Genomic DNA, 21,116 nt, shown 5'->3' with positions numbered 1-21,116 from the left:
ATGCAGCTCGAACTCGCTCGAATGCGCAGTCTCAATGTTTCTAATGCTCCGGTGCTTACGGGTAAGGTCGTCGCCTGCGACGGGGGTCTTGTCGAAGTCGCCGGATTGCCGCTGCCGATTGGTTCGCTGGGAGCGATAGAAAATGACGATGGCGAAGCCTCTCTTGCCGAAGTGATCGGGTTTCGCAGCGGGCATTCATTGATGATGCTTTTGGGCGATACGGTTTTACTCCGTCCGAATGCCCCCGTCAGAGCGATGGGCAATCCCGGGGCCGTGCGGCTTGGCGAGGCCCTGTTGGGCCGCGCGGTCGACGGTTTGGGCAAGCCGATTGATGGTGGCCCTGCGCTGGCACTTGATCAGAGCTGGCCACTCGCTGGACACCGTGAGAGCGCATTGGAACGCGCGCCCGTTCGGGTGCCATTCGATTGCGGCGTGCGCGCGATCAATGCCCTGGCGACGATGGGTGTGGGACAGCGGCTTGGCGTGATCGCAGGGTCCGGTGTCGGCAAATCGGTGCTTATCGATACTATGGCTGGTCATGCAGAGGCCGACATTATCGTCGTCGCTCTTATTGGTGAGCGCGCGCGCGAAGTCTCTGATTTCGTCAACCGCCATATGCAGGGCGCCAGGCGCGGGCGGATGGTTGTGGTCGCAGTCCCGGCTGACCATGCGCCAAATCTGCGGCTGCGCGCGGCGCAATATGCCAGCGCCATTGCCGAATACTTTCGCGCCCGAGGCAAGAAGACAATGCTCATTCTGGATAGTCTTACACGCGTGGCACATGCCGCGCGCGAATTGGCGCTGTTGCTCGGAGAGCCCGGTGCTGCCCGCGGGTATCCTCCGTCTGCTTTGGCAGCCATTACCAAGCTGGTCGAAAGGGCAGGGAATTCTGCGAGCACCGGCGGATCGGTCACGGGTCTTTATACCGTTCTGGCCGATGGTGATGATGCCCGTGACCCTGTAGTTGATACAGCGCGAGCGATTTTGGACGGGCACATTTTGCTCTCCCGGGAGCTCGCTCAGCGTGGCCATTATCCTGCTATCGATGTCCCCGCATCGCTTAGCCGCGTGATGGATGATTTGGTCGACCCATCTATCGTCAAAGCGGCGCAGCAAGTGCGCTCATTAATTTCCACCCGCGAGGAGAACCGCGATCTGGTGCTGATGGGTGCTTATCGCGCAGGCTCCGACCGCGTTTTGGACGTCGCGCTTGAGCACACGCCAACAATTGACGCGTTTCTGACGCAGGCGCGCGGCGAGGCGGTGAACCTACCGGATAGCTTGGTGCAGCTTGGTGAAATTTCTGAGCAGGTTTCCGCTCATGCGTGAGCAACGAAAGCTGACCCTGCTTCGTCGTCAACAGATGCTAGCAAAGATAGCTCGGCGCGAGGCGATACGGTCACTTGCGGAAGCCGTAACCGAAGAAACCAAGAGCGCAGCCCTCGCCACCAAAAGCCGAGAGCTTGCGGTCTTCTATCAATCCCGCGCCGGAAAAAATGACGGTGAAAGTGTGAGCAGGCTTGGCCAGTTTTCAGGTTCTCTTGCGGCGCTGGCTGGCCGCGCTGAACAATCCCGCCATCACGCACTAGGTCAGATCGAACGTGGTCAGGAGGCTTTGGCCGCTGCCGACAACAGGATGCGCCGCTTAAGCGAGCGCGCAGTCCAAGCGCAACTGGATTTGGAATCGGAAAAAGAGCAGCGCGAAACTGCTCACCAGAAGGACGTGGCACGCAAGTTGCAGATTAGCGCGAAAGACGAACTGAGGAATTCCCGATGAACCCGAACATGCTGCACGCACATTCTTTGATTTCAGGTCTGAACGCTGGACCGGGCCAAGGTATGATCGCTGTCGATCTTGATGCGGCAGTGACAGAAAGCGTTGAAATACCGTTAGAAATGCGATTTTCGAGTGTTCTCGAAGCCAAGTTCGGACAAAGCGGCCAACCTCTGGCTGAAAGCTTTCCATTTAGCCCAACTGATCTTTCCAGTCAGCCAGTTGGCCAAAGTGTCAGCGCGGCAAAACCCCAACCTCCGACCGGCAAACCAATGCCGCTAGTTGGCGAGGAATTGCCGCTTGCTTCACGATCTGCTGTTTCTCACGAAGCACTGCTAGCCACTTTGCCTATGCCGCAACTCGAGCCTTCTAGGCAGAGTTTAAAAAGCGCGGCAGTGATCGATCAGGCGATCAATGTACCTGTTGTACCTTCATCTACAGACCTGCGCGAAGTTTTGCGCCAGCCACATTCTGAACCATTGCCACAGGACGTGAACTCAGCGGAGACGATGGCCAAGCCTTTGCTGGATCAACCGAAAGGCGACAGGGAAAAGGGTCGGCATTTCGCCGCGACTGGTTCGGCAACCGTTCCTGCAGCTGAAAAGGCAGGCGAAACAGCTGATCCGGTCGCCTTGCGTGCGCCCCCTTTAAAGGTCGCTGCGGTGACATCTGAGGATGCTTTTACTGAGGTGGAGACAGACGATGTCGGTGCCCAAGTCCCGGTACAAGAGGCCGCGGTTCTGCCCAGCGCTGCTCCCTCGATTGGCAATCAATTCGAGATCCGCCCGCTGGTCTCTGTCAGTCAAAATGCCGTTGTTAGGCGCGATGTAGCCGACAAGGCAGCTCCTCCAGATCAAGTGAAATCGATTGAGACAAAGCACGACGACTCAACCATCGTCATCCCTTTGCCGCCCAAACCGAGAAAGTCCGATTCACCTAAGCAAGAAGGCCCTGTACCGAAAACCGAGCCGGTGGTGCAATCGACGAGCCACGTGACAAGCGCGGTAAGCGTAACATCGCCTGCCGCGACCCATACGATGGGCGTCCCTTCGCCAGCCTCAAACATAGCAACAAATCCTGCATCGCCTGTGCCACCGCCCGAAATCCGGCCTAGCGTCGACCTGGAAAATGCGGTCACGCAGTTGACTGAAGCGCGAGAGAGCGGGCGCAACCTCCGACCAGAAGTGGCACTGAAACACTCTGAATTCGGTGTGGTGAATATGCGTTTGGAGCAGATGGCAGGGGACTTGCGCGCAACCTTGAGCAGCCGCGATCCCGGTTTTCTTCCATCATTGCAGGCAGCATTGCCAGACCGTGCCCTTACTTTGGGCGCTGACATGGGATCGAGTGCAAGCTCTCGAGGGCATGAGGGCGGTTCTACAGGGCAGCCAAATGGCGGCACGAACAGCAGCTTTGGCGGGCATTCGGGAAGCGCAGCGGGCCAAAGTGGTCATCCGCACTACGGGTCTTCCACAGGGTCAACCCAAGCTTCGTCTAAACCATCTTTGGACCATCAAGCATCTGAAGAAAGCGATCCCCGATCAAGTGAGCACAATCTGACCAGCAAAGGTCTGTTCGCTTGATCGACTGAGTTCGCTCCAAGGAGCTGAGATTCAATGGCGAAAGATAAGAAAGAAAAGGCCGAAGAGCCCGAAAAGGCCAAGGGTGGGATGATGAAAATCGTCCTTATCGCATTGGTCATGCTCGGGGTCGGTGCAGGCGGTGCGTACGGAGCATTCGCCGCCGGGTTTATCGGGGGCGATGCGGAAACCGGTCCCGACGTTCCGCAAATGGTGCGAAAGGGTGAAAGCGATCCCTATGCTTTGCCTGAAAGCAGCAAAGGCAAAGATGGCGGGGAAACCGTCTATGGCGATGGCGGCAGCGAATTCCGCACGGTCTATTACGGATTTGACGATGGCTTCACTTCAAATCTCGCCGATTCACCAGGACTGATTCAAGTCGAGCTGGCTGTTTCGACCCGCCGTGATGGTCGTGTGTTGCAATGGGTTCAAAACCACGAACTCGCCATCCGTTCGGCAATTCTCGCGCAACTCGCCGCAACGCCGGAGGCAGATGTCTACTCGGTTGAGGGTAAGCAAAAATTGGCTGACCGCCTGACCGCCGCCATCAATGATGTGCTCGAAGAGAATGAGGGTTTCGGCGGGATCGAAGCCGTTCATTTCAAAGGGTTTCTGGTCCAATGAGCATGGAGTTATCAAGCGAGAAAGCCTTTGCGGATGCCCGCCCGCTGGCCCGTCATTGTGACGAGTTGGCGCGCCGTGGCCCCCGACCTGAAGAGCGCGCCGAGGCGTTATCACTATGGCAGCGCGAGTTTCCCCGTGCCTTGTCGCGAGACCTCGAAAGCCTTTTGGCTGGTGGGCGTCCAACAGTGACGCTTGCAGATGCTAAGGCAATGAAGGGAGAGCAGGTCTTTGCGCGCATCGGTCCCGTAGCGGCTAATAGCCTGCTGCGCTGCGGCTCTGACAATCGGACTGTCCTCTTTTCGATGGATTGGCCAACCGCTGTCGCTCTGACTGACCGATCGTTTGGCGGCGAAGGCGCTCTTGGCGAAGAACAGCCGGAACAATTGCCTCGCTCCGCCGCCTTGCTTCTCGATCAGATTGCGACAGCAATTGCCAAGGCCATTGCGCGGGCTAGCGCTGGTGAGGCAAGCGGGCATGACGGCGATGAACCCCAAGGCGAGGTGATCGTTCGGAGCGAGAGCGCTAGCAGGCTGAAGCCGTTTGCCGCCGACCGCGATTGCCAATTGTTCCTTTTACGGATTGTCGCAAGAAATGATGCGAGTTGGGAGGCGTTCATTGCCGTGCCCGACGACACGCTGGGCGTGTTGCTCGCCGGATCCAATTCTGCACCCAACCAGGCGGCAAAACTGACGCCAGATCAGGCCGCTCTCGCATCACCATTCTCCGGCATTCCGATAGGGCTGGAGGCCATTCTTGCCGAATTTGAGCTCTCATTCACACGCCTCGATGATCTTGCACCCGGCGATCACATTCCGCTCACCATTGCGCGCGATGTACCCTTGCGGCTTGGTGACGAGACTGTGGCGCTCGGCAGTTTGGGTTCTCTCGAAGACCGGATGGCGATCCGGGTCACCCGTTTCCCATCTCAAGAGGTGTCATCATGACCGCCATCCCATCTGCGCTCCATCGTTTTGGTAATGTCACTGTCCGACTTTCTGTCGAGCTTGGCAGGGCTGAACTTCCCCTCAAGGAAGTGCTTTCCTTAAGCGAAGGCAGCGTTGTTTCGCTCAACCGATTGACGGATGAATTGTTGGATGTGACCGCAAATGGCCGGGTCATCGCGCAAGGCGAAGTGATCGCACAAGATGGTCGCTTTGCTCTGCGGATAGTCAGCCTAGTCGGGGATGATGTGCCCGGTCCAACAACGCCAGATGCCGCTTCGTTACCGGCTGATGCTTCTGTTGGAGCGGTGCAATCATGATGGTCGAATATGTCTTGAGACTCGCGCTGCTGCTGCCACTGCTCGGTCTGTTGATCTGGGGAAGCCTGCGGCTGACGCGCTACCTTCAAACCCGGCTGAACACGGCGCAGGGCGGCAATCAGTCAGTGCAGCTTATTCAGACCAATCTGATCGCTCCGGGGCTTAAACTGGCCGTCGTCCGGTTTCATGATCGCGAAATACTGATCGGTTGTTCGCGGCAAGGCCTTGTACGCCTTGGCGAGGCTGACGCGAACCGTTTGGCCGGAGCGGAATAATGCAAACCCGCTTCGCAGTTCAGGCGATCGCCGTGATCGCAGCGCTCGTTTGCGCCATTCAGCCAGAGGCCGCCTTTGCTGCTGCCCCGGCGTCCGATACTTCTGGAATCGGAAGCGCGATGGAACGCGCATTGGGCAGTGACGGTGCCGGTGAGGGCAGTCCGCTAAGCACATCGCTGCAATTGCTGGTGGTGATGAGCTTGCTCACCATCCTGCCCGCTCTCGTGCTGATGATGACAAGCTTTCTGCGTATTCTGGTGGTGCTTTCAATCCTACGTCAGGCGATTGGCCTGCAGGGATCGCCGCCGACACAGGTGCTGGTGGGACTGTCGCTGTTTCTCTCTCTGTTCGTGATGGCGCCGACGCTCGACGCAGTGAACAGTCTTGCGATTGAACCCTATGCCGCTGGCTCATTGAGCGCGGATGCCGCGATTGCCAGTGCGGGTGAGGCTTTCCACGAATTCATGATCCGGCAGACGCGTGAGGCGAACCTGATGATGTTTGCGGACATTGCGGGTGTTGGGGCCTTTTCAGACCCTTCTGAAGTGCCGTTTTCAATCCTGCTTCCCGCATTCGTCACCAGCGAGTTGGAGACTGCATTTCAGATTGGATTCATGCTGTTCCTACCGTTTCTGGTGATCGATTTGGTGGTGGCGAGCGTCTTGATGAGCCTCGGCATGATGATGCTCTCGCCAACCATTGTGTCGCTGCCGTTCAAGCTGTTGCTGTTCGTTCTAGTCGATGGTTGGGCGCTGCTGATGGGTAGCCTCGCCATGAGCTTTGGGTGAAGGCGGCCAGGCAATGCAGGAAGACGCACAGCTTCTGGCTCTCGCTGATCAGACCCTTTGGGTGACAGCCTTGATCGCTGGCCCTGTTTTGATCGCGGCGCTTGTTATCGGCCTCATCGTGGGGATCATTCAGGCGGCAACATCTGTGAACGAGCAGACCCTTACCTTTGTCCCGAAACTTGGGATCGTGGCGCTTGTCTTCGTGGTTTTGGGCGGAACAATGATGGCGCTGCTGGGCGATTTCCTGCGTGAGATTTTTGCGCAGATCGCTTTGGTCTCCGCGTGAATGTTCTCGATTTCGGTTTCGGGTCCATCGAAGGGCAATTGTGGCAGATCTTGTTTCTGTCGATCCGCTGCGGCGCGGCGCTGATTGCGGCGCCGATGATTGGCGGGATGTCTGTCCCGTTTCAGCTTCGCGCGCTGTTGGCACTAGCATTTGCCGTTTTTATTTCGATCTGGATTCCGCTGCCCGACCTTCCCGATATGATGAGCTTCGCGGCAATTCTGGCGGTTCTGCAGGAGGTGATCATCGGCACTGCTTTGGGTTTTTTACTGCAAATTGCCTTTGCTATTCCGCTCATCGCCGCTGAACAGATCGCGGGCACTATGGGGCTCGCAATCGCGACATCGATCGATCCAAACAGCGGCGCGCAATCGGGCGCGCTCGGCACGTATTTCGGTCTGATCCTGACGCTGCTTTTCTACGCAATTGGCGGACATTTGCTGTGGTTTGAATTGCTCATCGAAAGCTATCGGATGGTCCCTGCAGGCTCGTTTGCCATGGGCGACATGCAAGCCCGCGATGTTGTGCTGTTTATGGGTTATGGCTTTGCGACCGCCGCAGCGATTGCGCTGCCTGTGGTGCTGGTATTGCTGCTGGTCCAGATTGTCACAGGAGTGATCTCTAGGTCTGCGCCGGCGCTTAATCTGTTTGCACTTGGCTTGCCCGCTGGTGTGCTGGCGGGACTTACGGCTCTGATTGTGGTCATGCCGATTGTCGTCGAACAATTCATCGCTTTGCTGCACGCGACATTGGATCAGTCCGCTGGTTTGATCGCCGCCGCGGAGCGCGCGGGATGAGCGAAGAAAGCACTGGCGAAAAAACCTTTGAGCCGACCGAGAAACGTAAATCCGATGCCGCCAAGAAAGGCGATGTCCTGCGATCAAAAGAGGTCAGCACGGCCGCTGCGATGGCTATTGGCACCCTGATGCTTGTGATGGTCGGTCCATGGTTGTTTGAAAGTGTTAGGCGCGTTGCGAAATCAAGCTTCCGGTTTGATCACGGCGATCTGCAAAGCTTCACGCCGCAGGCTATGTTTGGCTCTGCCGCAGAAACTATTCTGCCGCCGATATTTGCAATCGGATTGGCGGTGATCGTGATGACAGCGGGATCGCAATTGCTTCTGGGAGAAGGGCGTTTCGTTCCCCAGCAGCTGAAATTCAAAGGTTCCCGTATCAATCCCTTGTCCGGACTAAAACGGATGTTCGGCATGCAAGGCCTGATCGAACTGGGCAAAGGCATTCTGAAACTTGTGCTGCTTGGTACTATTGCGTGGTGGTGGGCGTCTGCAAACATCCCGATTGTGGTGGGGCTCGGGCGCGGCCCCTTGGAAGGACAATTGTCCTTCGCATGGGATGCCGGGCTGACGCTGGTCGGTTATCTTGTCGTCGGGCTCTGCATTATCGGCATGGTTGATTACCCATTGCAGCGGTTCCAGCGCTCCAAACGGCTCAAGATGAGCCATAAAGATATGCGCGACGAGAATAAGCAATCCGAAGGCTCACCAGAGGTAAAGATGGCCCGCCGCCAGCGTCAGCGTGATCTCGCGCGGGGCGGGGTCGGAGCGGCGATGAAAGACGCGCAATTTGTTATTGTGAACCCGATGCATTTCTCTGTCGCGCTGACATATGATCCAGCCATTGCTCCCGCACCTGTGGTATTGGCAAAGGGCAGGGGCGAAACGGCGATGGCGATGCGCGAGATTGCCGCTGAAGATGGGCTTCCCGTCTTACGCTATCCCGCGCTTGCCCGCTCGGTGTACTTCACAACCCGTACCAATCAGATGGTTCGTGAGGAGCTTTACATCGCGGTCGCCACTCTGGTGGCTTTCGTTCTCTCGCTCAAACGCGGGGAGACGCCAGAACTGCCCACCATCGATGTGCCGAAGGATCTGCGTTTCGATGCTGAAGGACGCCCGCAGGATTGATCCATCCGCTTTACGGTGTTGCGGCTTAAGCATCCGGGCAGGCAGCCGTTCTTAGCGATATGGAAAATGTCGGCGCATCAATTATTTCATCGCTGGGAGCGGGTAGTGGGGTGAATTTCATCCAACTGGCCGAGGATATCTCCGATGCGACCTATTCGTTCCAACGCGATAACTTGGCCGCGCGCAATAGCGCTCTTGAAGCGCGCATTTCCGCGGCTTCCCTGTTGCGCAACTCGCTCACACAGCTTGCATCCGCTTTGGGTGACCGGGTCCGCAATGGCGATCTTTCGCCTCAAGCCAGCATCAGCGACGCTTCGGTTGCTACTGTCGCCTCCGCTGCCGGAACCAGCCCCAAAGGAAGCTACACCCTTGAGGTCAGTCAGCTTGCCCAAAGTCAGACACTGGTGTCGCAGAGCTACACAAGCGCCGACGATCTGGTCGGTGAAGGCAGTTTGACGATCCGCTTCGGCGCAGTCGATGGAGCGAGTTTTACCGAAGACACTGCGCAGACTGCGCTCAACATCGCAGTGGATGCCTCGGACACGCTTGAAACTCTGGCCGCGAAAATTTCGGGTGAAAGCGGCGGAGATTTGAATGCCTATGTCGCTCAAGGAACCGGCGGTGCTCAGCTCGTAATCAAAGGGCGCGATGGAGCCGATAACGGTTTTGTGCTCGAGCCGACGAGTTCAGCAGCGTCCCCAACACAAACACCCGGTGATCTGAGCTATCTGGGGTGGACACCTGCAACGGATGCGGGCGAATTGCGGCAAACATCGCAGGACGCGATTTTCGAACTTGATACCGTTGCAATGCGCAGCGCCAGTAACTCCGTTACCGGTTTGCCAGAAGGTATGACACTGGAGCTGAGCGGGACCAATGTGGGCGCGCCCGCTAACATCGCATTCTCCAATGACAGTGCAGCAATCACCACTGTGATGGCTGATTTCGTCGCGGCGCTGAATGATTTGACTGGCCAGTTGAATGAGGTCGCCGCTGCTCAAGGCGGCGCTTTGGGCAATGATCCAGGTGCGCGCGAACTCAAGCGTGACCTTGCAAGACTGACCAGCGAAATTGTTATGCCAAGCGCGGCAGAAGGAGAGCCGAATACGCTTTCGGACCTGGGGCTTTCGTTGAGCCGAGATGGCACATTCCGGCTGGATACTGATCGCCTGAACGAAACGCTTGTTGCCAGCCCTGAAGGTGCGGCGGCGATGTTCACGAACGGACCTTTCGGTGTTTTCGCAACGATGGACAATCTTGCGCGGGCCAACACAGTAACAGGCGACCCGGGTTCTCTCGGTGGATCGGTATCGCGCTATGAGGACCAGATCGAACGCAATGACAGCCGGTTAGAGCGTATCGCCGAACAGCAAGATGGCTTGCGCGAAAGACTTACCCGCAATCTTGTTTCTGCCGAGCGTCAAATCTCTGCTTCGCAATCTACTTTGGGCTTCCTGCAGCAGCAGATCGAAATCTGGAACAGCTCGAACTAAGCGGATTGTGACCGAAAATGCAGATGCTTTCATCCAAACCCGATGCCGCTTACCGGCGTGTTGATCTGGACGCGAGGATCGAGGCATCGTCAAACGGCGAACTTACCCGCATATGCCTTGAAGAGGCGGTCAGCGCCCTGAGTCAGGCGTCGCTCGCGCTGGAGCGTTCCGCTAATTCGCCTCCTACAGAGAGCATTGGCCGGGCGCATAGTATCGCAATTTGGCTCGTGCGGTCTGTTTCGCCGGACAATCCGATGCGCGGCCAATTGATGCAATTTTATGGCGGTCTTGCGGCGACGATTGGCAGCAATCTGGTGCGACCCGATCTTGTTCAAATTCGTCAGGCGCGCGATGATTTTCGCGACCTTCTAGACGCTGCTCAACAGGCTCCGGCTAGGGCCGCATAGCATCGGCAATAATCCGCGCCGCGTCTGCGGGGTCTTCAAAGGGATGGAAATGGGTCATGTCGGGGCGCGGCATGTCCCGCCCTTTCGGCATGGTCGATGCGAGTTCTGGCCATGTCGGGGAGCCTTTGAAGTCCATCGTCTTGGTCTGCTTGGCACGAATGATGGTGGCCGGAATGTCCAGTGCCGCAGCAGTTTTGTGGATGCCTGCATTGCTTCGGCTGGAAGCATAAACACTCGCTTCCACTTCGGGCGGGCACGCGAGCTCAAAGCCGTCGCCACCGGCTTTCGGAAGAAGACCGAAGCGGCAGTAATCCTCGAACACTCGGCGGTCGAAAATGTCATACGGGTCACGCGATCCGAACCGTTCGATCATAGCCTCAACGCTGTCAAAATCGCGCTTGCGCCTGCTGGCTGGATGAGGGCTGTCGGGAGTAAACCAAGGCGTACCATCGGTGTAGAATTCTGGCGCGAGGATCACCGGATCGAACAGCACGAGATTGCTGAATGCATTCGGCCTGTCTGCTGCGGATTGAAGCAGAGTGTGTGCGCCCATTGAGTGACCAATACCGACCGCTCCAGTGATCCCTCGCGCATCCAGAAAGGCGCAGACATCACCGGAAAGCTGCTGCCAATGTTCTATTGGACCGCCGGTTGATCGCCCGTGACCGCGCATGTCCAATGAGAAGATATGGCGATCCGGGAAGTGCGCGATGATCGTGTCCCATACACGGGCGTGGAAGCCAGTCGCATGCGCGAACACCATCGGGGGTTTTTGAGCATCAGCCCCGCCATTCCATTCGAAATAAGCGAGGCTGATATCATTGACCTCTAGGGTCTTTTGCGTGGGTGTCATGCTTTCGCGGTATCGCCCAAAGCCGGCTCGGGCAAGGTGGCCTTGAGCATGAAGAACCCTGCGAGTGCGGCAACTAGCGAACCTGACAGGACGCCCAGTTTGACCGCATCGACCAGCGCCGGATCGGTGAAGGCGAGGTTGCCGATGAACAGGCTCATGGTGAAGCCGATCGCCGCCAGCAACGACAGCGCATGGATCTGCCTCCACCCGACATTTTCAGGCAGCGTGGCAAAGCCCATCTTCACGCCGACCCAAGCAAAACCGAAGATACCGATCTGCTTACCGATAAGCAGACCCAGCGCGATGCCAAGCGGCAGCGGAGCGAGCAAGTCGGCAGGCGAAATGCCGACAAGCGAAACGCCCGCATTGGCAAAACCGAAGATCGGAATGATGATAAAGGCGACCCAGCTGTGCAGTCCGTGTTCCATCTTTTCCAGCAGGCGTTCGCCGCGGCGCGACACCATCGGTACACAGAATGCGGCGGCCACACCGGCGAGCGTTGCGTGGACACCCGATTTGAGCACGAAGACCCACATCAGAACGGTGAGTAGAACGTAAGGGATGCGAGAGCCGAATTTCGCTCGGCCAACCGCAGCGAGCACAGCAAACGTAATGCCTGCTCCCAGCAACATATCGAGCTTCAATTCGCCGGAGTAGAAAATCGCGATAATGGTAATGGCGCCAATGTCGTCAATCACTGCAACCGCGAGCAACAACGCTTTTAGAGCAACGGGGACACGCGGACCGAGCAGTGACAGAATGCCAAGGGCAAAGGCAATGTCGGTTGCGGCAGGAATAGCCCAGCCATTGATAGTCTCCGGCGAATTCCAGTTGAAGGCGAGGAAGATAAGCGCCGGGATTGCCATCCCGCCGACCGCTGCGATCAAAGGCAGCGACGCTTTGTTCCAGCTCGACAATTGTCCCTCGAGAACTTCGCGTTTCACTTCGAGGCCGATGAGGAAAAAGAAGATCGCCATAAGACCATCATTGATCCACAGCAGCAGCGGCTTGTTGATCTCAAACGCTCCGTAAGAGAAGTTTAGCTTTCCTTCGAGCGTGCCGAAGTAACCGGCCGCAAGAGGGCTGTTGGCAATCACCAATGCCAAAGCAGCGGCAATGATAAGAACAATGCCCCCAGCGCTCTCCTTTTTGAGAAAGTCCTTAAGCGCGGCGCCCACCCGATCAATCATGTCCCGTCAATCCTATGCAAGATTCTGTATCTGTTGCAGCATAGAACGTGCAAAGTGTGCATCGGTGCCCGAAAATCGGAATAAATTGGATTAAATCGTTCGCATTCGGCAATCTGCGTTGAAATCACTGGCTTCGATCCCGATAAACTTCGACATTGATTGACAATTGCGGCGGTCTGGGGGAACGCGCCCGCAGTCCTGATCATTTGCTTTCCACCCAATACGCCTACCGGAGTTATTCTTGTCACATCCACCCATGGCAGACGCGGCCCAGCAGGCCGAGTTTCGCAAGCTGATGAGCTTGTTCGCCACAGGTGTGTGCGTGATCGCTTTCGACCGCGCAAATGGCGACAGCGACGGAAGTGATATTGGCGGGTTGTCTGCAATGACGATCAATTCGCTGGTTTCGGTTTCGCTAGACCCTCTGCTGCTTTGCTGGAGCCTCCAAAATTCTGCGAGCCAGTATGATGAGTACCTGAACGCCGAGAGATTTACGTTCAGCATTCTTGCCGATGGGCAACAGGCTCTCGCACGTCGTTATGCGGCGCGGGGCGACAGCGCTCTTAGTGCTTCCGATTTCGACAAGACAGCGACAGGCATGCCTGTTTTAAAAGGGGCGCTCGCCGCATTTGAATGCCGCCGATGGAACAGCTATCCTGCAGGCGATCATACGATGATTTTGGGGGAGGTTCTGGCTATGTCGCGGCAAGAGGGCACTGTTCCTGCACTTGGCTTCTTTGAAGGGCGCTTTTGCGCGGTGAAGTCATGAGCCGTGAAGTGCCAGAGGCGACGCGCGAGCAATTGCTTGTCGTTGCCGCCGAAGAATTCGCAGCGCGAGGCTTTTACGGAGCCAGCATTGCGCAGATCGCCGGGCGCTTGAATCTTTCCAAACAAGCTCTTCTGTATCACTTCAAGCGCAAAGAGGACCTCTACGCAGAGGTGTTCAAGCGCATTTCGCAGCGGCTGCTCGCGGCTGTAAAATCCAGCACATCGCCCGGCGCGCCTGCCGCGCGGCAATTTGAGGATATGATCCTCGGCATTTACAGGGTCGCACTTGCCAACCCGCTGGACACGACTGTTCTGATGCGCGAATTGCTCGACAACCAAAGGCGCAATGCTCCGCCGGAAGAATGGCATCTCAAGAATTTCCTGGATGCCATCGTTGCGAGGCTTGATCTGATCGAAGGCAAAGCGGACATGCCGTTTTCCAAGAAACTGGCTGCAGTCTACACTTTGATCTCATCGATAGAATATTTCGTCGCGTCTGGCGCGGTTATTGAACGTTTCTATGGAGCCGATGAGCTCGCAAAGGTCCAAGCTGCCTATCGTGACGAACTGCGCGGACAAATTTCGCGCCTTATCTCTCCGGCTTAGGACGAGAGCTTAGTACAGGATCATTTGGGTGCAGCGAAACAGCGTCAGCGTTCGCCTTACACCACCAGATCACCCTTCCGATTTCAAATGCCGCGCATGCCAGGCGATATGTTCGGCCATAAAGGTGGAAATGAAGAAGTAGGAGTGGTCATAGCCATCCTGCATGCGGATTTCCGCTGCCATTCCTGCACCTTCGCAAGCTTCGGCGAGGCGATGCGTTTGCAATTGTTCTTCGAGAAAATTGTCCGCTGTACCTTGATCGACGAGGATGTGGCTGTGCCGCGCGCCATCTTCGATCAAAGCGACTGCATCATACTCGCGCCACACCTCGCGATCGTCGCCTAGATATCTTCCGAGTGCCTTTTCGCCCCAAGGAACCTGACTGGGTGCGACAATTGGGCTGAACGCGCTGATTGAGCGGAAACGCCCGCCGCCGCGCAGCCCGATGGTGAGTGCACCATGGCCACCCATCGAATGGCCAGTGATCGCCTGCCGCTGCATGTCAGCAGGAAATTCGGCAGCCAGGATTTCCGGCAATTCGCGCTCAATATAGCTGCGCATGCGGTAATTGTTCGACCATGGTTCCTCAATGGCGTCGACATAGAACCCGGCGCCTTTCCCAAAATCATATTCGTCATCTGCATCGGGCACTTTGTCGCCGCGCGGGCTGGTGTCCGGAGCAACGAAGATGATCCCGTGCTGCGCGCAAGCGGCGCGGTATTCGCCTTTCTCCATGACGTTCGCGTGGGTGCAGGTAAGGCCAGAGAGATACCATAGGGCCGGCAGTTTTTCGCCCGGAGCATGATTAGGAACGAACACGGCGAATGTCATATCCGTGCCGGTCTCTTTGGAGACATGCGAATAAACCCCCTGAGTGCCTCCGTGACTGCGCGTTGTGGAGATGGTTTCAAGGTTCAATTTACACCTCGACCGGTTTGAACGCGGTGGCTTCATCGCCGGTGTTGGGCGTGTTTTCGGCATCCATAATCAGCAGCTTCGCTTCGCCCGAACGCGCGCAAGGGCGATGTTCGGTTCCGCGCGGTACGACGATCATATCACCTGCCGTCATATGCTCTGTGCGGTCTCGAAACTCCATGTCGAGCTCACCGTCGATCACAAGGAACAGCTCGTCCGTTTCAGCGTGGTGATGCCACTGAAACTCACCTTCGACCTTGGCGAGGCGCACTTCGTTGCCATTGTAACGTGCAGCGAGGCGCGGAGCCCATTGGTCGGAGAACAGAGCGAATTTCTCGTCCAGGCTGATCTTGGAGGGGGTGTCATTTGCCTCCATCAAAAGACCACCACGCTGCGGATGCTTTCGCCCGAATGCATCAGGTCGAAGCCCTTGTTGATCTCTTCAAGCGTCAGCTTGTGCGTGATCATCGGGTCGATCTCGATTTTGCCGTTCATATACCAATCGACGATCTTGGGCACATCGGTCCGGCCTTTCGCTCCGCCAAAAGCGGTGCCTCGCCAGTTGCGACCAGTCACCAGCTGAAACGGGCGCGTCGCGATTTCTTTGCCCGCTTCGGCAACGCCGATGATGATCGATGTGCCCCAGCCTTTATGGCAGCATTCCAGCGCGTCGCGCATAACGTCTGTGTTGCCTGTGCAGTCAAACGAGTAATCCGCTCCGCCATCCAGCAGCTCCACCAGATGTTCGACCACATTCGCAGTCTCTTTGGGATTGACGAAATCGGTCATGCCGAACTTTTCGCCCCATTCGCGCTTGGCTGGGTTTAGATCGACGCCCACAATCCGTTCTGCGCCTGCCATCTTCGCACCTTGGATTACGTTGAGGCCGATCCCGCCAAGGCCGAAAACCACGACATTGTCTCCCGGCTCTACCTTGGCTGTGTTGACCACCGCGCCGACGCCTGTAGTCACACCGCACCCGACGTAGCAGCTGGTCTCGAACGGAGCATCGGTGCGGATTTTAGCAACCGCGATTTCGGGCAGGACTGTAAAGTTCGAGAACGTGGAGCAGCCCATATAGTGGTAGATCGTCTCGCCTTTGTAGGAGAAACGCGAAGTGCCATCCGGCATCAGCCCCTGACCTTGCGTCGCACGGATCGCGCTGCACAGATTGGTCTTTCCGCTCAGGCACATTTTACACTCGCGGCATTCAGGCGTGTAAAGCGGGATGACATGATCGCCCGGCACTACCGAAGTAACGCCTGCGCCAACCTCGCGCACGATCCCGGCACCCTCATGGCCGAGCACACTTGGGAAGAGCCCTTCGCTGTCGAGACCATCCAGAGTGTATGCATCGGTATGGCAGATGCCTGTGGCCATGATTTCAACCAGCACCTCGCCCGCCTTTGGCCCTTCCAGATCAAGCTCGACAATCTCGAGCGGCTTTTTGGCTTCAAAGGCGACGGCGGCGCGGGTCTTCATTTGGCGGGTTCCTCTCGCGAATCTGGATATCGCCGCGAGCCATAGCACGCAGCGCGATCATCGCGAGAGTGGATTGGGCGCTGGACACCCCACGCATCTCTGCTCCGCCCGAGCTGCGTAAGGCTCCTATTGCAGCGGTCAGGCCTCTTCCAGAGGTCCAAATGGACATGCCTCGATAGATGCGGCATGATCTTTAAGAATTGTGACACGCGCCACACTATGGACTGGACCGAACAGTGAAAAATCACTTCTGGGAACGCGGATACGTTGTGATCGAGGATCTGTTCGATCAATCGAAGCTTGACCTCGCGGTTGCGTCGCTCTCTCACCAAGCAAGGCATTCCCCAATGCGGGAACGAAATTCAGGCTGCGTATTCAAGGCTAGGGATGAATACTCCCCCGCAATCGGAGAGATGCTTTTGCGGCATTGCCGGCCGGTGTTCGAAGACGCCATCGGCCGCAAACTGGTTGAAAGCTTTGCATATTGGCGAATCTATGAAGAAGGCGCGGAGCTAAAGCGTCACGTTGACCGCGTTGGGTGTGAAATCAGCGCAAGTATTACCATTGATCGAAACCCGGTAGACGTCGACTGGCCGATCTGGATCGAGGATATGCAGTCCAATCAGCAGGCTCTCAGCCTAAAGCTCGGAACCGCATTGCTATACCAAGGTCACGAGGTCCCTCATTGGCGACAACCATTTGTCGGAGCTTCGCAGATGCAATTGCTTTTCCACTATGTGCTTGCCGACGGAGAATTTGCGGAGCGTCCGTTTGATGGACGCGCCGCCGATCCAATCGATAGCTATTATGAAGCAAGCTAACATTTCGACTTCGGTCACCGCGCGGCTGCCCCGACACCACGTGGAAACCGATTTTCTGTCTCCATCCGAACATGCGGCGCTACTCGAAGATTCACTCGCTCATGAAACGGATTATGCGCCGAGCCAGATCACGGAAAACCGTGATGGTCGAATAGAGGGAGGCATCGTCAACACAGGCACGCGGCGCTCAGGACAACGCAAGATCGATCCAGTGTTTAAGGAAATTTTTAAGCGGCGCATCCGAGCTTGCGAAGCTCGGATAGCAGATGCGATCGGCGTTCCTTTTCCCGCAGCCCATCGCTTCGAGATTGAAGCAGTGCACAATGGCGACGGAGCGTTTTTCTCTCGGCATATCGATACCGTGCGGGGCGAGGCAGGACGTTTCAGAGTGATCAGCGCCGTCTACTATTACTGCACTCAGCCAAAGCGCTTTCAAGGCGGTGAGCTCGAGCTCTATTCGCTGGATCAAACGCAATCGGTTCGGGTCGAACCCCAGAACAACACTATGCTGTTCTTCCCTTCCATTTTTTTCCACGAAGTGCTGCCGATAGCCGTGCCTTCACAGGATTTTGAGGCAGGACGCTTTTCGGTAAATTGCTGGATCAATCAGACGGGCGAACCCAGCACCCAAGAATGAGCCTCGACCCCTACACCTTCTGTGTTGCTCCCTCGATGTGCGAAACTTGATTTGGTCTTGGCCTTGCACAGCGCGACAGACACCGTGGAGCGTTGCTGTTCGACCATTGCTTTTTGATGATACGGTGCAAAGGTAAGTGGACCAAAGGACTATCGGTACGCCATTGCCCGGCCAACGAAGTATAACTGAAACCGGGAGTTTCGATCGTTTTGTCATCCACCGCATCGAAAGTGATAGGAGTGATCCACGGGCTCGTCGTCGCGAGTGATATCTCCTTGCCAGAGCTGATGCCCACACCGGATGAAGCTTCGCCCGACATTCACATCAGAGAAGAGCAGTTGGACTGGTCGGCATCTGCCGAACTCCCTCAGATTGACGATTACCTTAGGGGGCAACCCGGAGAAATCTGGATGCACATCCCGGGCAAACTGACGATGCGGATCCTGGATGGAAGGACGATCAGCTACCAAGCGAGCGATTGTCTCACTCAGCCAGAGCTTCGCGCTTACTTGCTCGGATCTGGAATGGGCGCATTGCTCGCGCAACGAGGCGCTTTGGTACTCCATGCCAATGCACTTGCAATGCCCGATGGGACTGCGCTGATTTGTATGGGGGAATCAGGTGCGGGCAAGTCGACCACAGCAGCGGCCATGATGCTACGCGGATATGGTGTGCTGTCCGACGATGTCTGCCCGATTGCATCGGATGGAATGATCTACCCCGGTTTGGCCCGGATTAAGTTATGGGATGATGCCGTCGCCCAGCTTGGGGTGGACGAACGCGGTCTCGAAAGAATACCAGGCGATCGTCCCAAGTGGAATGTTCCATTGCCTGAACCCGTAAGCCCGGCGCCATTGAAGCCCGGTTTGATTGTGCTTCTGGATCAAACCCCGTCTGACCAGACAACTGCAACTCCTCTCATCGGTTTCTCGAAGTTCACCGCACTTCGTAACAACATTTATCGTCCGATCTTCAACCTCGCCCTGCAAAACGAAAAGCAGTGCTTGGCCCAAGTATCGAAACTCTGTGAGGCGACTGAGATAGTAAGGGTTTCGCGTTCTCGCGATGGTTTTGAGATTGATGCGCTGGTCGACATGATCCTCGATCTTCAACAATCGCATCACTTGCCCAATTTGGCCGCTCTCTCTATTGATTAGATGCCATCGGAAAGGGCCAGAATGAGCACAATAACAATTGCAGAAGACGTCCGATATGTTCGAGCTAGCGACGTGGTGGCGACGGATATGGACGGCGAATTGGTCATGATGGACGTGCAGCAAGGGTCCTATTTCGCGCTCACTGGCAGCGGGCCTTTCATATGGGAAAAGCTCGCCGATCCTCTATGTGTGGGCGAATTGGTCGCTGCTCTGAAAGCAGAGTACGACATGGAAGGCGCAGGCGATCCTGAAAGCCTGATCTCTGAATACTTGGCCATGTTGCTGGACAAGGGGCTGGTGCGCCCAGCTGACTGATCGGCATGTTTGCCGCAATACTGGCTCGAAAGGGCGGGAAGCCGCCTAGAGAAATTGTCCGAAGCGACGCTTTGATTGATGCGCTCGCCCCATACACCCCCCCTGATGCAGCGGGCGGGTGGGACGATGATAGAGCGCTGATTGCACAGGCACTTCATCACAATACGCCGACATCTTTGCTAGAACGCACGCCGGAGATTTGCCGAGAAACAGGAAGGATCATTGCCTGTTGGGTGCGGTTGGACAATCGACCTGAACTGTGTGCTCAACTGCGTCTGTCGGACCATACCAGCTTGTCTGACCCGCAAATCATCCTCGCGGCGTATCGCAAATGGGGGACAGACTGCGTTGATCGGTTGGAAGGGGATTTCAGCTTCATCATCCACGATCCGGCCACAAATGAATCCTTTTGTGCCCGAGACGCCATTGGTGTGAAGCCACTCTTTTACACCAGCACAAACAGCCATTTCGTCGTTTCAACATCAATTGCAGCGATCAAGAACATTGAGGGCACATCCCGCAAGCCCAATCTGGATTGGATCGCATTATTTGCTTCGGGATTCAGCCTTGCGGAAGAAGAGACGGCCTATGAAGGCGTTCTTCGGATTCTACCCGGTCATCACCTCACGATAAGAAACGGCGAGCCCGAAGAACCACAGCGCTATCACGAGTTTGATCTGGAAGCTCCGCACTCGACGACCCGCGACGCAGCATGGGTGGAGCGGTATCGTGAAGGTTTCAACAATGCAGTGGATGTCCGCACCCGCAGCGAATTTCTCATTGGCGCCGAAAATTCGGGAGGTCTGGATTCAGCATCAATACTCGGCCGATTGGTCAAGGTTTTCCCGCACGATCTGGATCGCTTGTATACTTATTCGATGGTTGTTCACCAGCGCGAGATCGACCTGCTTGATGAACTGTCCGCTGCATTGGGACCCTTTTGCAACCAAAGGGATATCACGCCTGAAATCCTGCGTATTGATGAGAGCGTAGACCGCGCGATCAAAGCTATCGGCCATCCTCCAGAGCACGGCCAGCCGCTCTTGAGCGCAGGATTCTTTGCAAGCGCGCAAGGCCTTGGCGTTCGCAGTGTTCTTTCCGGTTTCGGCGGAGATGAGATTGTCACCAGCTACGCCAAGCACCTGATCGATGAATTGCACCACCGGCGCGAATGGCGCGCGGTATTTGCCGAGATCGAGGGCAGCCCGATGCGTCGGTCTGCACGCTTTCTGAGGAGATTGATTGAGGGGCCGCATGATCCAAACAGTGGCCTCCGCTCGCAGCTTTCTGCGAAGCTCGCGGCGTCGTTTGTTTCTTCCGAATATTTCGAGGATAGCGGCCTGAAAAAGCGGATCGAGACGTGGATGCTCCCCGATGTCGAGGAGGGTAAGCTCAACAAGATCGCTGCGCTTTCCCCTGGATTCCGATATGGCCGGACTGGAAGACTGGAATCTTCGGCCCTGTTCGCAGCGACGTATGGGATGGATTATCGCTTCCCGCTTTACGATCGCCGGTTGATACAGATGTTTCTTGGCACCCCCTCGATTGAGAAGCGGCAAGGCCAGATGGGGCGCCTTCTTCACAGAAACGCAGTCGCCGATACAATTCCTGCGAGCATTGCATGGCAGCCTACGAAAGATATGGGCCCGTTTCTCGGGGCAGAATTGCGATCTGAATCTTACCCGAAAATCCATTTTGATGATCTGCCACAAGAACTTCAGACCCTGTTTGTCCGTGAAGATTTCGACGCAACACAGACGCTTATCGACAATCCTGTCAATCCGATGGATCCGCTTGTTATGAGGTCACGCCATGTCATGTGGCATGTACGCCAATTGTGTTTATGGCTTCGAGAAAACTGAAGATTTCGATACCCAGCCTACCGAATGTTGACAACGCGCCGGTCAGATGGTCTTTGACGGGATTAAGGGAGAATACCATGGCAACGAGCACCGAAGAGCAA

Annotated in this window: 25 protein-coding genes; 20 read left to right on the top strand and 5 right to left on the bottom strand. The window is 56.4% G+C overall.

Annotated features, from left to right (window positions below; translation table 11 throughout):
- The 13 genes from MWU39_RS12200 (at position 1) to MWU39_RS12140 (ending at position 10,409) form a co-directional block, all read left to right on the top strand.
- Positions 1-1,329, top strand: a complete 1,329-nt coding sequence (locus MWU39_RS12200) for a FliI/YscN family ATPase (RefSeq protein ID WP_247161080.1) — start codon at positions 1-3, stop codon at positions 1,327-1,329.
- Positions 1,295-1,777, top strand: coding sequence for a hypothetical protein (locus MWU39_RS12195; protein ID WP_247160413.1), 483 nt, complete (start codon positions 1,295-1,297; stop codon positions 1,775-1,777). Before MWU39_RS12200 ends, MWU39_RS12195 begins: the two co-directional genes overlap by 35 nt.
- Entirely contained in the window at positions 1,774-3,357 is a 1,584-nt protein-coding gene (locus tag MWU39_RS12190) for a hypothetical protein (protein WP_247160412.1), read from the top strand. The genes MWU39_RS12195 and MWU39_RS12190 overlap by 4 nt, the downstream gene beginning before the upstream one ends.
- A 33-nt stretch (positions 3,358-3,390) precedes the next feature.
- Positions 3,391-3,978, top strand: a complete 588-nt coding sequence (locus tag MWU39_RS12185) for a flagellar basal body-associated FliL family protein (RefSeq protein ID WP_247160411.1) — start codon at positions 3,391-3,393, stop codon at positions 3,976-3,978.
- The gene (locus tag MWU39_RS12180; RefSeq protein ID WP_247160410.1) at positions 3,975-4,922 is read left to right on the top strand and encodes a FliM/FliN family flagellar motor C-terminal domain-containing protein; all 948 of its coding nucleotides are present in this window, start codon (positions 3,975-3,977) and stop codon (positions 4,920-4,922) included. Before MWU39_RS12185 ends, MWU39_RS12180 begins: the two co-directional genes overlap by 4 nt.
- Positions 4,919-5,239 (top strand): FliM/FliN family flagellar motor switch protein, encoded by a 321-nt coding sequence (locus MWU39_RS12175; protein WP_247160409.1) that lies wholly within the window; start codon positions 4,919-4,921, stop codon positions 5,237-5,239. Before MWU39_RS12180 ends, MWU39_RS12175 begins: the two co-directional genes overlap by 4 nt.
- Complete coding sequence (locus tag MWU39_RS12170) at positions 5,236-5,514, top strand: flagellar biogenesis protein (RefSeq protein WP_247160408.1); 279 nt, start codon at positions 5,236-5,238, stop codon at positions 5,512-5,514. Before MWU39_RS12175 ends, MWU39_RS12170 begins: the two co-directional genes overlap by 4 nt.
- Positions 5,514-6,302: a flagellar type III secretion system pore protein FliP gene (fliP, locus tag MWU39_RS12165; RefSeq protein ID WP_247160407.1), complete on the top strand. Its 789-nt coding sequence runs from the start codon at positions 5,514-5,516 to the stop codon at positions 6,300-6,302. Before MWU39_RS12170 ends, fliP begins: the two co-directional genes overlap by 1 nt.
- Positions 6,303-6,315: 13 nt before the next feature.
- Entirely contained in the window at positions 6,316-6,588 is a 273-nt protein-coding gene (locus MWU39_RS12160) for a flagellar biosynthetic protein FliQ (RefSeq protein ID WP_218404195.1), read from the top strand.
- Positions 6,585-7,382: a flagellar biosynthetic protein FliR gene (locus MWU39_RS12155; RefSeq protein WP_247160406.1), complete on the top strand. Its 798-nt coding sequence runs from the start codon at positions 6,585-6,587 to the stop codon at positions 7,380-7,382. Before MWU39_RS12160 ends, MWU39_RS12155 begins: the two co-directional genes overlap by 4 nt.
- Entirely contained in the window at positions 7,379-8,509 is a 1,131-nt protein-coding gene (locus MWU39_RS12150; RefSeq protein WP_247160405.1) for an EscU/YscU/HrcU family type III secretion system export apparatus switch protein, read from the top strand. The genes MWU39_RS12155 and MWU39_RS12150 overlap by 4 nt, the downstream gene beginning before the upstream one ends.
- 110 nt (positions 8,510-8,619) lie before the next feature.
- Positions 8,620-10,002, top strand: a complete 1,383-nt coding sequence (gene fliD / locus MWU39_RS12145) for a flagellar filament capping protein FliD (protein WP_247160404.1) — start codon at positions 8,620-8,622, stop codon at positions 10,000-10,002.
- 17 nt (positions 10,003-10,019) lie between these two features.
- The gene (locus MWU39_RS12140) at positions 10,020-10,409 is read left to right on the top strand and encodes a flagellar protein FliS (RefSeq protein WP_247160403.1); all 390 of its coding nucleotides are present in this window, start codon (positions 10,020-10,022) and stop codon (positions 10,407-10,409) included.
- On the opposite strand, the gene MWU39_RS12135 is transcribed toward MWU39_RS12140, so the two are convergent.
- Together MWU39_RS12135 and nhaA are read right to left on the bottom strand one after the other, a co-directional pair.
- Entirely contained in the window at positions 10,396-11,262 is an 867-nt protein-coding gene (locus tag MWU39_RS12135; protein WP_247160402.1) for an alpha/beta hydrolase, read from the bottom strand. The genes MWU39_RS12140 and MWU39_RS12135 overlap by 14 nt on opposite strands.
- On the bottom strand, positions 11,259-12,452 hold the full coding sequence (nhaA, locus tag MWU39_RS12130) for a Na+/H+ antiporter NhaA (protein ID WP_247160401.1): 1,194 nt from the start codon (positions 12,450-12,452) through the stop codon (positions 11,259-11,261). Before nhaA ends, MWU39_RS12135 begins: the two co-directional genes overlap by 4 nt.
- A gap of 256 nt (positions 12,453-12,708) precedes the next feature.
- Between nhaA and MWU39_RS12125 the strand changes: the two genes are divergently transcribed.
- Together MWU39_RS12125 and MWU39_RS12120 are read left to right on the top strand one after the other, a co-directional pair.
- Entirely contained in the window at positions 12,709-13,221 is a 513-nt protein-coding gene (locus MWU39_RS12125; RefSeq protein ID WP_247160400.1) for a flavin reductase family protein, read from the top strand.
- Positions 13,218-13,826 carry a TetR/AcrR family transcriptional regulator gene (locus MWU39_RS12120; protein ID WP_247160399.1) on the top strand — a complete coding sequence of 203 codons (609 nt, stop codon included), beginning with the start codon at positions 13,218-13,220 and terminating at the stop codon, positions 13,824-13,826. The genes MWU39_RS12125 and MWU39_RS12120 overlap by 4 nt, the downstream gene beginning before the upstream one ends.
- A 69-nt stretch (positions 13,827-13,895) precedes the next feature.
- Here the strand turns inward: MWU39_RS12120 and fghA are convergent, their stop codons facing one another.
- Genes fghA through MWU39_RS12105 form a run of 3 tightly spaced genes read right to left on the bottom strand, consistent with a single transcriptional unit; the run spans position 13,896 to position 16,223 of the window.
- Positions 13,896-14,744, bottom strand: coding sequence for an S-formylglutathione hydrolase (fghA, locus tag MWU39_RS12115; RefSeq protein WP_247160398.1), 849 nt, complete (start codon positions 14,742-14,744; stop codon positions 13,896-13,898).
- A gap of 1 nt (position 14,745) precedes the next feature.
- Positions 14,746-15,117: a cupin domain-containing protein gene (locus MWU39_RS12110; protein ID WP_247160397.1), complete on the bottom strand. Its 372-nt coding sequence runs from the start codon at positions 15,115-15,117 to the stop codon at positions 14,746-14,748.
- Entirely contained in the window at positions 15,117-16,223 is a 1,107-nt protein-coding gene (locus MWU39_RS12105; RefSeq protein ID WP_247160396.1) for an S-(hydroxymethyl)glutathione dehydrogenase/class III alcohol dehydrogenase, read from the bottom strand. The genes MWU39_RS12110 and MWU39_RS12105 overlap by 1 nt, the downstream gene beginning before the upstream one ends.
- Before the next feature lie 236 nt (positions 16,224-16,459).
- Here MWU39_RS12105 and MWU39_RS12100 point away from each other — a divergent pair, with 236 nt between their 5' ends.
- From MWU39_RS12100 to MWU39_RS12080, 5 genes are all read left to right on the top strand, one after another.
- Complete coding sequence (locus MWU39_RS12100; protein ID WP_247160395.1) at positions 16,460-17,044, top strand: hypothetical protein; 585 nt, start codon at positions 16,460-16,462, stop codon at positions 17,042-17,044.
- Positions 17,031-17,681 carry a 2OG-Fe(II) oxygenase gene (locus MWU39_RS12095; protein WP_247160394.1) on the top strand — a complete coding sequence of 217 codons (651 nt, stop codon included), beginning with the start codon at positions 17,031-17,033 and terminating at the stop codon, positions 17,679-17,681. Before MWU39_RS12100 ends, MWU39_RS12095 begins: the two co-directional genes overlap by 14 nt.
- Before the next feature lie 209 nt (positions 17,682-17,890).
- Positions 17,891-18,838, top strand: a complete 948-nt coding sequence (locus MWU39_RS12090; protein ID WP_247160393.1) for a hypothetical protein — start codon at positions 17,891-17,893, stop codon at positions 18,836-18,838.
- A 21-nt stretch (positions 18,839-18,859) separates the two neighbouring features.
- The gene (locus tag MWU39_RS12085; protein ID WP_247160392.1) at positions 18,860-19,153 is read left to right on the top strand and encodes a PqqD family peptide modification chaperone; all 294 of its coding nucleotides are present in this window, start codon (positions 18,860-18,862) and stop codon (positions 19,151-19,153) included.
- 5 nt (positions 19,154-19,158) lie between these two features.
- Positions 19,159-21,015 carry an asparagine synthase-related protein gene (locus tag MWU39_RS12080; protein WP_247160391.1) on the top strand — a complete coding sequence of 619 codons (1,857 nt, stop codon included), beginning with the start codon at positions 19,159-19,161 and terminating at the stop codon, positions 21,013-21,015.
- Positions 21,016-21,116 lie beyond the last annotated feature (101 nt).

Origin of the sequence: Erythrobacter sp. F6033 (assembly GCF_023016005.1) — a bacterium.
Lineage (GTDB): Bacteria > Pseudomonadota > Alphaproteobacteria > Sphingomonadales > Sphingomonadaceae > Erythrobacter.
This window is presented reverse-complemented; position numbering and strand designations above follow the sequence as displayed.

Coding starts and splice junctions, on each gene's coding strand:
- MWU39_RS12200 (WP_247161080.1), top strand. CDS start 1: ATGCAGCTCGAACTCGCTCGAATGCGCAGTCTCAATGTTTCTAATGCT.
- MWU39_RS12190 (WP_247160412.1), top strand. CDS start 1,774: ATGAACCCGAACATGCTGCACGCACATTCTTTGATTTCAGGTCTGAAC.
- MWU39_RS12185 (WP_247160411.1), top strand. CDS start 3,391: ATGGCGAAAGATAAGAAAGAAAAGGCCGAAGAGCCCGAAAAGGCCAAG.
- MWU39_RS12180 (WP_247160410.1), top strand. CDS start 3,975: ATGAGCATGGAGTTATCAAGCGAGAAAGCCTTTGCGGATGCCCGCCCG.
- MWU39_RS12175 (WP_247160409.1), top strand. CDS start 4,919: ATGACCGCCATCCCATCTGCGCTCCATCGTTTTGGTAATGTCACTGTC.
- MWU39_RS12170 (WP_247160408.1), top strand. CDS start 5,236: ATGATGGTCGAATATGTCTTGAGACTCGCGCTGCTGCTGCCACTGCTC.
- fliP (WP_247160407.1), top strand. CDS start 5,514: ATGCAAACCCGCTTCGCAGTTCAGGCGATCGCCGTGATCGCAGCGCTC.
- MWU39_RS12160 (WP_218404195.1), top strand. CDS start 6,316: ATGCAGGAAGACGCACAGCTTCTGGCTCTCGCTGATCAGACCCTTTGG.
- MWU39_RS12150 (WP_247160405.1), top strand. CDS start 7,379: ATGAGCGAAGAAAGCACTGGCGAAAAAACCTTTGAGCCGACCGAGAAA.
- MWU39_RS12140 (WP_247160403.1), top strand. CDS start 10,020: ATGCAGATGCTTTCATCCAAACCCGATGCCGCTTACCGGCGTGTTGAT.
- MWU39_RS12135 (WP_247160402.1), bottom strand. CDS start 11,262: ATGACACCCACGCAAAAGACCCTAGAGGTCAATGATATCAGCCTCGCT.
- nhaA (WP_247160401.1), bottom strand. CDS start 12,452: ATGATTGATCGGGTGGGCGCCGCGCTTAAGGACTTTCTCAAAAAGGAG.
- MWU39_RS12125 (WP_247160400.1), top strand. CDS start 12,709: ATGGCAGACGCGGCCCAGCAGGCCGAGTTTCGCAAGCTGATGAGCTTG.
- MWU39_RS12120 (WP_247160399.1), top strand. CDS start 13,218: ATGAGCCGTGAAGTGCCAGAGGCGACGCGCGAGCAATTGCTTGTCGTT.
- MWU39_RS12110 (WP_247160397.1), bottom strand. CDS start 15,117: ATGGAGGCAAATGACACCCCCTCCAAGATCAGCCTGGACGAGAAATTC.
- MWU39_RS12105 (WP_247160396.1), bottom strand. CDS start 16,223: ATGAAGACCCGCGCCGCCGTCGCCTTTGAAGCCAAAAAGCCGCTCGAG.
- MWU39_RS12095 (WP_247160394.1), top strand. CDS start 17,031: ATGAAGCAAGCTAACATTTCGACTTCGGTCACCGCGCGGCTGCCCCGA.
- MWU39_RS12085 (WP_247160392.1), top strand. CDS start 18,860: ATGAGCACAATAACAATTGCAGAAGACGTCCGATATGTTCGAGCTAGC.
- MWU39_RS12080 (WP_247160391.1), top strand. CDS start 19,159: ATGTTTGCCGCAATACTGGCTCGAAAGGGCGGGAAGCCGCCTAGAGAA.